Annotated in this window: 9 protein-coding genes and 2 pseudogenes; 2 read left to right on the top strand and 9 right to left on the bottom strand. The window is 33.8% G+C overall.

What is annotated here, in order from left to right; translation table 11 throughout:
• Positions 1-746: 746 nt before the first annotated feature.
• The 5 genes and pseudogenes from NI466_RS15210 to mobQ form a co-directional block, all read right to left on the bottom strand.
• Positions 747-1,106 carry a DUF4829 domain-containing protein gene (locus NI466_RS15210; RefSeq protein WP_224223039.1) on the bottom strand — a complete coding sequence of 120 codons (360 nt, stop codon included), beginning with the start codon at positions 1,104-1,106 and terminating at the stop codon, positions 747-749.
• A gap of 98 nt (positions 1,107-1,204) precedes the next feature.
• Positions 1,205-1,498 (bottom strand): hypothetical protein, encoded by a 294-nt coding sequence (locus tag NI466_RS15215; RefSeq protein ID WP_228723781.1) that lies wholly within the window; start codon positions 1,496-1,498, stop codon positions 1,205-1,207.
• Between the two features lie 30 nt (positions 1,499-1,528).
• Positions 1,529-1,939, bottom strand: a pseudogene (locus tag NI466_RS15220) (hypothetical protein); the annotation flags it as partial.
• A gap of 551 nt (positions 1,940-2,490) precedes the next feature.
• Positions 2,491-2,961: a hypothetical protein gene (locus NI466_RS15225; RefSeq protein WP_046650746.1), complete on the bottom strand. Its 471-nt coding sequence runs from the start codon at positions 2,959-2,961 to the stop codon at positions 2,491-2,493.
• Positions 2,958-3,911, bottom strand: a complete 954-nt coding sequence (gene mobQ, locus NI466_RS15230; RefSeq protein ID WP_068534583.1) for a MobQ family relaxase — start codon at positions 3,909-3,911, stop codon at positions 2,958-2,960. Before mobQ ends, NI466_RS15225 begins: the two co-directional genes overlap by 4 nt.
• Positions 3,912-4,124: 213 nt before the next feature.
• Here mobQ and NI466_RS15235 point away from each other — a divergent pair, with 213 nt between their 5' ends.
• Together NI466_RS15235 and NI466_RS15240 are read left to right on the top strand one after the other, a co-directional pair.
• Positions 4,125-4,412 carry a DUF8583 domain-containing protein gene (locus NI466_RS15235; protein ID WP_180181457.1) on the top strand — a complete coding sequence of 96 codons (288 nt, stop codon included), beginning with the start codon at positions 4,125-4,127 and terminating at the stop codon, positions 4,410-4,412.
• 2 nt (positions 4,413-4,414) lie between these two features.
• Positions 4,415-4,726 carry an HU family DNA-binding protein gene (locus NI466_RS15240; protein ID WP_004647573.1) on the top strand — a complete coding sequence of 104 codons (312 nt, stop codon included), beginning with the start codon at positions 4,415-4,417 and terminating at the stop codon, positions 4,724-4,726.
• 126 nt (positions 4,727-4,852) lie between these two features.
• Here the strand turns inward: NI466_RS15240 and NI466_RS15245 are convergent, their stop codons facing one another.
• From NI466_RS15245 to NI466_RS15260, 4 genes and pseudogenes are all read right to left on the bottom strand, one after another.
• On the bottom strand, positions 4,853-5,185 hold the full coding sequence (locus NI466_RS15245; RefSeq protein WP_180181458.1) for a hypothetical protein: 333 nt from the start codon (positions 5,183-5,185) through the stop codon (positions 4,853-4,855).
• A 29-nt stretch (positions 5,186-5,214) separates the two neighbouring features.
• A complete protein-coding gene (locus NI466_RS15250; RefSeq protein WP_253173966.1) occupies positions 5,215-5,955 on the bottom strand; it encodes a DUF6973 domain-containing protein in 741 nt (246 codons plus the stop codon).
• Positions 5,956-6,101: 146 nt separating this feature from the next.
• A pseudogene (locus NI466_RS15255) lies at positions 6,102-6,346 on the bottom strand (hypothetical protein).
• A complete protein-coding gene (locus tag NI466_RS15260) occupies positions 6,343-7,365 on the bottom strand; it encodes a RepB family plasmid replication initiator protein (RefSeq protein ID WP_180181456.1) in 1,023 nt (340 codons plus the stop codon). Before NI466_RS15260 ends, NI466_RS15255 begins: the two are co-directional and overlap by 4 nt.
• Between the last annotated feature and the right edge of the window lie 106 nt (positions 7,366-7,471).

Consider the following 7,471-nt stretch of genomic DNA (forward strand, 5'->3'; position numbering starts at 1 on the left):
TTTTTGATCATGGGATAGATTTATAGCATTCTTTTTTTAGTATTAATAGGAGAAATTCTTAATTCTCCCCTTTCACCGACAATCCCTCCCCCTTTCACCGACAATCCCTCCCCTTTCACCGACAATCCCTCCCCTTTCACCGACAATCCCTCCCCTTTAATGCTCGCTAAGCCTTATGTGACATGGCTTTGAAAGGGGTCTAAAAACCTTTAAAAACCTTTAAAAACCTAAAAAAGGATTTTTTTTAAATTTCTTTAAATAACTGCCCTAGGTACTCGCTAAAGCTCGTACTCTATTGAAGCTCGTTCCTCGCTTCGAGGGGCAGTTTTTAATTAATTTCCGTACTAACTTCTAAAATCAAAAGCAAAACTATGGCACTCGCTTCGCTCGTGGCTTTTTAAAAGCAAAAACTCCAAAGTTCGCACCCATTCGGGATGCTCTGTAACTACCGTTTAAAGTCGAAAGGGAGCTTGTAATCAGGGAAAAGGCAGGCGCGAAATTTTTATAATGCTCAATCGCTCGTAGACACTCGCTCGGTTCTTACTGCACTGATTAAAATATCTAATCAAAACCGTGGAACAATGCTCAAATAGTAAGCGTGGAACGTGAATAATTATAAAAAAACCCCATACGGGCTAGAATGGGGTATTAAGTCTAGACTATATCACTGAAATTAAAGAATAAAATATAGTCATTTCGTATAAGGTGTATTATGTTAATTTTAGCTTTTCTCTATAATTACTATCTTAAGGCCCACTACCAAATTCTGTAATTAGCCAATCAGATTGAGGAGATTGTTTCACAAGAGTAATAAATAAAATATAGTCACCTACTGGACTACCAGCATCATCTATATGGACGACTTTAACTTTTACCATCACTGAAATAATTTTATAAAATTCTTGATAATACTCAGGTCTACTTTCCGCTGAATCATAATTAATCCTTACTACTTCTAAAATTTTTGAGTCTTTGAAAGAGAGAAACCTTTCAGAACTTTTTAAATCTTCATGTAATCGCGCATCTGGCCAAACATATTTGATTGCTGATTCTAGATCATGTTTAGCAAGTGAATTAAAGAAAAGTATTGTTGTCTGTGTTGCCATCTCTTTATCATGATTTAATTTCTGTTTGTATGAATTAATGATTAGAAGTAGACATAGACCTACAAGTAAAATTCCTAATTTTATAAATATTTTAGACATTATAATTTCACTTTTATCTTTCGAAAAAACGCATAACCGACTAAAAGACACATAAGCCAAAATAAATAATCAAGAATAAAATATAAAAAAATGAATTGATCTATTCCTATAATAATATTTAAAGGATCTAGCGCTATACTACCGCCTGGAGATATTTCACCATCTACTAAAAACTGTAATGGAAATCCTCCTCCTATAACTTCAACTTTTCCAAGCTTGTCTACAACTATCCGGTCTATCAATGTATATTTCTGATGAAACAAAGACAAATAAGTCAAAACAAAAGATAATATATTGAAATATATTATTTTTTTCTTTAATAATTCTTTAACTTTAAAATCAGTTAAAAATAACCAATAAGACAAGCCTGGAATTAGAGCCATAAAGATAGTCCAAGTGTCGGTATACATCTTCCACCATTCTTTCGAAACTTCTCCTGTATGGCTCCATCCAAAAAGAACAAAAAATGGCATAGCAATAATTAAAGAGCTAATACAGATAGTTAGCAAATTAAGAATACTATAACGATTTAAAAGAATTGAGACCATAAAGCTAAAAGGTACTGTCAAAATACTATAAGCCAAGTAAACAAGACCATGCCCTGCAAAAACCACAAAAATTGAATATAGACTATATTCACGATTCATTATGATAAATAGCAATGCTGTGAAAAAAAGTAGTGGTAAAGGAGCAAGTAATAGGGCTTTTACTATTTTTTCTTTTGAGTATTTCATTAACTTAATTCTCTTATCTACTCAATAACTATTCATACTATACCGATTTTCTTGGAGGTCGTTTGCTTCCATTTAACATAATGGCTGTTATACGAAATTTGATTGATTTTTACTAAAACACTATTTGAAAATATAAAAAAAAGCCCAGTCATGGAATACTGGGTTATGGAAACTCAAATAAGGATTTATATTTTATAAAGTATTTAAAAAACCATAAAAAAACTATGGTTTTTTTTGTATAAACTTGCTTGTTGTCTCTACTTCATTGAATACTTCAAATTTTTTCCGATCATTATCGAGTTTAACAACGAGAGCTAAAATAAAAATCATTATTATAAAAGCTAGGAAAATCAAATGCCTTCTCATTATTAATTCCACTATCAGTGCTATAAAGTATGCTTCCCTATAGCAAATAGATATGACATAAAGAATGAAAAGTAAAGCTCGATACTTTGAGACATGGCTATTGCCATATCTCAAAGTCGAGCCACTTTGCGATATTCGGTAGCAATAAGATTAAGAAAAGAACCGAGCAAAGTACTTGCCAGTATTTATTTAGGGTCAATAACACAGTAATCCTTATTCGTTCCATGACAGTCATTTTTCATAACTCGGACACAAGATTTATCATTACAATTTCTAATATCTAAATTATATCTTTGTTCTAGCCACGCTGCCTCTGCACGACGTTCCTTGATCTCATCAAAACTTGGAATAAATAAAAATATAAAAGACAGGAAAACCAGCACCAGACTGAGGAAAATTGCACATAACAAGGCAATAAATCTGTAGTTCAATTTGTCGGTAGCCTTGTCTAGTTCATGGATGCGACCTTGAAGGGCACGTGTAGCTTCCTGATTTGCGTTATTTAGGGTCTTTTTGCTTTGTTCTAGTACCCCACTAGCTACTTTGTTGTAAAAAGTCTCTAATCGCTTGTTATCATCTGCTATAGCTTCTCTATATTCCTTCATGGAGGCTAATAGAATATACAACTGATCATCTAAATCATTTTGGCTGCTCATAGCGATGGTCCACTTCTCTTCATGCTCTTGCGGTGTTTCTGCTTCATGGCTTGTTCTTGCTGTAGCTTCAATTGCTGTTTACGTTCCAGTTCTAGGCGTTTAACTTCCTGTGCTTTCTTCCATTGCTCAAAGCCTTGCTCAACACGGTTGAACCCTTGTTCTAAGGTTTTTTCTTTATGCTGTTGTTTGTTTTGGAGCTGTTGGCTGTTCTGCTGTTTTACCGTGTCGTTGAAACGACTGATCTCAGTATCTATACCTTTCCTGCGCATCTGCGTGACCTTGCTACCCTCATGGATAGTGGCTTGTAGCTGATTACCTTGATCGACATAGCTGCGGTGGTCGATTCTTTCCCGATACCCTGCATGTTCGAGGGCATGATTCGCTAGGTTTGCCCAGGTGGAACGGATCTGTTTAATTTCTTCCTGGCTTGTTCCCATACCCAGTGTTTTTCTTTTGGTATTACTTAACTCAATATCGGCTTTATCTTTAAGAACTAAATTCTGCTCTGGATCTAATTCGGCCTTGCGCGTTGTCAGTAAGATATGTGCATGATGATTTTTATCACTGCCATTCTGACTAGGTGCATGAATGGCTAAATCCGCGATTACTCCATAACGGTCTACTAAAGATTGCGCAAACTCTTTGGCCAGTTCTTTTCGTTGTTCCTCATCTAATTCATCAGGCAAAGCAATCACCCATTCACGTGCTGTTCGGGCATCTTTTCGGTTCTCTGATTTTTCTGCCATATTCCAGACTTGGCTTCGGTCTAATTCGATATCCAAATTAGAAATAATTTCGGTATAAACCACACCTTCTTTTCTCGTAAAGTCGTGCGTTAATCCTGTCCGTTCATCTTTCAATTTTTCTCCTGCACGATAAGCCATAGATGCAACCGCAGTTCGTCCCGAACTTCGGTTAACAGTCTTCGTCGTACAGTGATAAATTGCCATGCCTTAGCCTTGTGATGGTTTTGCTTTTGCTTTTAAAAATTGCGTAGCGATTTTTGGGGTTAAGGGGATTCCCCTTACGCAAACTTTGACTTGGATGAAATCCAAGTCGTAAGTGCGCATTTCATGAAAAACACGATAGCATATTACCCGCTTGAATTTCAATTCATAGGGTTTTATGCTTGAGTGGTTTTCTATATCGCGAAATTGGACGTTATGACAAAATCTGCTGAAAATATTGAAAAGAAAATTGAAGCCCAATTAGAGAAGCTGGAACAGTTAAAAGCTCAAAAGCAGGCTATTGAAGCAAGAGAAAGAACAAAGCAAAAAGAACAAGAACGTAAAGATGATACTAGACGTAAAATTTTGCTCGGTTCTTACTTAATTAAAAAGATGCAAAGTAATGAGGCTAATAAAGAAAAAATACTCACAGAACTTAATGAATATTTAACTGAAAATAGAGATAGACAGCTTTTTGACTTATCAAATATTGAGGAAAATTAATTATGAATAAAGCCGATTTAATTGCCAAATTAGCACCTAAATTAAATATTAATCAAGACGAAGCAAGAGTTGTTCTTAATTCTGTTCTTGAAGTCATTACAGAAGCCCTAGTTGAAGAAAAAAATGTCCGATTAGTTGATTTTGGTACTTTTTCAGTAAAACAACGTCCAGAAAGAATGGGACGCAATCCTAAAACTGGAGAAAAACTTAAAATTGAAGCTAAGGAAATCGTTACTTTTAAACAAGGTAAGGCTTTGGGAGAGCAATTTATTGTTAAGCCAAAGCAAAAAAGTAAAGCTAAGAAGAAAGCCTAATTTTTCTTAGCTCCTGTATGAAAGTATCATACTGAGTAATAGTGTTTAATATTCTATTATTCATAACTTTTTTAATTCTACAAAAAAAACCACTTTGCAGTGGTTTTTTAAATTAATTTGATATATCTATTTGATGTCAAATACAATATTTTCTTTATCATATTTAGCAGAATATGCTACTACAGACTCAGAATGAAGTTTTTTATCTTTGTCTGTATAATTAATACTTATTGAATCCTCAGTATCTGAATACTGTATTTGATATTTATATGAAGCATTCGGTGCTAAATCACCAATAACATCTACTTTTTTTGATGTTTTATACTTAAAATTGACATTATAAACGGGACTATCAGTTTTGTTATTCACGGTGATAGTTCCATTATCTTTTTCCATAGGTGAGCAAGCCACTATAAATATACTCACCACACCTAATAAAATACCTTTATTAAAAGTCATAGACATTTCACCTTATAAATCCTAATTTTTTATTTTTCACCGATTGAATTTGACCATACTAAGTTGCCATTTGATATGATTTTCAATCTTCCTGCCCTTACTTGAGCTTGAGTTAAACTCGCAAATGATGATTGTAAAAGCGTCGTAGGATTGTTTTTCCCTAAACTGATACCTATCGAGTTATTATAAATATCCATAGAACGTTCTATTGCAGGCTGTCCAGTAGAACCGAACTCATGTGCATCACTCCATTTTTTTGCGAAATCGGCTCCCACATCTATTGTCATGCCAAAGTTCCAAACAGCATGTCTAAATGCATCACCATTTCCATTATGCATAACTGAACTAGTATTTACATATCTCGCTTTAGTAAGATCTATAGCAGTTTTGGCATTAGCAATACATAGTAAACCCTTAGCTCGGTTTGCATTATAAAGTGCTTGTTCTTGAGCATTTAGATAACCATTTATATATCCGTCCATATCGGTATATACAGAAGAAATTGTAGCTCTGGATGAGCGCCCAGGAGTTTGCACTAACTCTGTTTTCAATAAAGAATCGGCATATTCATTTAATTCAGCTTCACTAGCATTAGGATTTTTATCCTGAAATTCACGTAATTTTTCAGCAATATTATCAATTGAATTCGCAACAGAAGCATTATAGGTGATTACAGGTTCAGGAGAAGCAGTATTACTATCAGCAGCGTATAACTGGCATGTTATTAAAGATAAAGAAAAGCAAGAATATAAGTTTTTTTCATTTTTCAATAGTATCCTTTTAATTCGATTGATATTCCAATTTAGAATATTTTCTGCCTTACAAAGTAATCTTTTGTTTATTTAATTTTTATAAGACTTATAAGATGAAATTAACTCATTAAACTAAACCTAAAGCTTCATATAAGTATGAAAATTTATTCATTTAAGACCTTTTGGATATTTTCTTTATCTTCGTCTGCAAATTATCCCTATAGTAAATTAAGTCCTCTATTTTGCTTTCCATCTGCATATTTTCAGTGGGTTCGGCATCTGGCGATATTCGGGATAATAGGAAAATATAACCGCATATATTTCCCCTCGCAATTTCATAATTTATGATGTCGATGTATTCGGCTTGTGTGCCGTGAAATTCTTCTAATAGGTTGGTTAATTTCATCATGCTTGAAACCCTGCTTTCTCTAAACATGGGTACAGTTCTCTGAATTTTTCAGGCTCTAAAAGCATGTCAGCTATACGAATAGCAAATTGCTGAAAGCTCTCCGTACCTTGTGAGTATTTACTCATTTCGGGCATTTCAGACATTTTATTTGCAAATAAATGGCGTTGTGGATCGCTCAATTTTATAAAAAAATCGGGGCTATTGGGATTTCGTTTGGCATTGTTTTGTTTTTTATTTTCATTTTTAAGCTTAAATTTTAATTCTAAATGTGTAAATTTGCGTCCTGATTTAATTAACTCATAATTGACTTTATAGGGAGTCTTTTCATTGATTTCATTAACTGCTGTATCTATAACCCACTTTCTTAAGTCTTTGGTAGCTTCATATTTTTCAAATAAAGCTAGGGTATAGCGAAGATCATCTAAGCTAATTTTACAATAACCTGTAGATCTAAATTGCATCATCATTTGATAAAAACGGAAGCTGTAAACACTGCCAAAACCTGCAACATCATCAATTAAAAACTGAGTAAAATTTGATTTTAATTCACTAAGTAGAGGTAAAATACGGCTATCAAAAACAACTCTAGCCACAATATCATCACTGTTCCGTCCAAAAGGAAGTGATTCTAATAAATTATATTTTCTTAACCCGTTGAGGTAATTTTTATAATCTTCTGGATTTGGGTATTTTAACTTTAATTTTGCATCTGCATTTTTATCAAAACGTAAGACTTCTGATAACCAATGAAATTCTAAAATACCTGCATTAGTGTCTATTAGTAATGTTTTTTTCATTAAATCTTTGGTGGCATTTCTAATATCTCTTGTCGCCTGATCTGCGTTAGCTCCCAACCGAACAAAATCTTCTCTCGTAATGTAATAAGCTCTTTTAGGGTCTATTGGTTCATTTTTAGGTATTTGTACTAATGCAGATAATAGTAAACGCTGTTCACTTACACTTAAATTATAGGATGCTTTAACTATTGAGTTATCCATCACGATTAGATCATTACTCACCCGACAATCTCTCCCTTTTTGATCATGGGATAGATTTATAGCATTCTTTTTTTAGTATTAATAGGAGAAATTCTTAATTCTCCCCTTTCACCGACAATCCCTCCCC

Source organism: Acinetobacter lwoffii (assembly GCF_024129595.1).
In the GTDB taxonomy this organism is placed as follows: Bacteria; Pseudomonadota; Gammaproteobacteria; order Pseudomonadales; family Moraxellaceae; genus Acinetobacter; species Acinetobacter lwoffii_O.